Below are 899 nucleotides of genomic sequence, written 5' to 3' on the forward strand. Positions count from 1 at the left end.
TCGCGAACTAATCGCCATCGCCGTTGCCATTACCACACGTTGCGAAAGCTGCATCAGCGTGCATGCCGCAGCAGCAGCCAAAGCAGGTGCAACCGAAAGCGAAATCGCCGGAGCATTGGCCACCGCTATCGCGCTGAACGCAGGTGCCGCTTATACCTACGCTTTGCGCGCTTTGGAAGCAGTAGAAACCCAACGCTAATTGGTTTGTAAAATCAGGCCGTCTGAAAGCCAACTCCCCTTTCAGACGGCCTGATGAAATGCTAAACTGATAAAGTTATCATATTGTTTTCTGTCTAATAGGAGATTGAACCATGAAGAAACTGCTGACCGCCGTACTTTTTGCTGCCGCTATTGCCACTCCTTTGGCCGCTTCCGCAGCCTCTATGCCTAAGGTTGAAAAAAGCGTGGCACAGCCTGCAAAAGCAAAAGGCGTTTGGATTGATGTCCGCTCTGCCGAAGAATTTAAAGAAGGCCACTTGCAAGGTGCGCTCAATATCCCTCATGACCAAATCGTTGACCGCATCAAATCCGTCAGCCCGGATAAAAACGCACCGGTAAACCTCTACTGCCGCAGCGGCCGCCGTGCAGAAGCCGCGCTGACTGAGCTGAAAAAAGCCGGCTACACCAACGTAACCAACCATGGCGGTTATGAAGACTTGGTGAAAAAAGGTTTGAAATAAACCTAGTTGATTTTAAAAAGGCCGTCTGAAACTTTTCAGACGGCCTTTATTGCCATTACAGACAGCAACTTCCAAATCTAAAACGTTTGCTGAGACCGGTTTCGTGAATCAATTGTTTGATAACCAAAATATTGGTGTTATCGGCCAAGGCGCGAATGCTGTGTGCTTCCATCGGCTCAAGACGGATAACTTGTAAGCCTTCGGTTTGCAAAACTTCGT

The 899-nt window shown here is 48.9% G+C and carries 2 protein-coding genes; both read left to right on the forward strand.

Annotated features, from left to right (window positions below; all coding sequences use genetic code 11):
• On the forward strand, window positions 1-199 hold a 199-nt coding region (locus tag ACTHS3_RS15545), incomplete at its 5' end, for a carboxymuconolactone decarboxylase family protein (protein WP_440368446.1).
• A gap of 112 nt (window positions 200-311) precedes the next feature.
• A complete protein-coding gene (locus ACTHS3_RS15550; RefSeq protein WP_070608906.1) occupies window positions 312-680 on the forward strand; it encodes a rhodanese-like domain-containing protein in 369 nt (122 codons plus the stop codon).
• The last annotated feature ends 219 nt before the right edge of the window (window positions 681-899 follow it).

The sequence above is a fragment of the Neisseria sp. P0009.S007 genome, assembly GCF_051962515.1.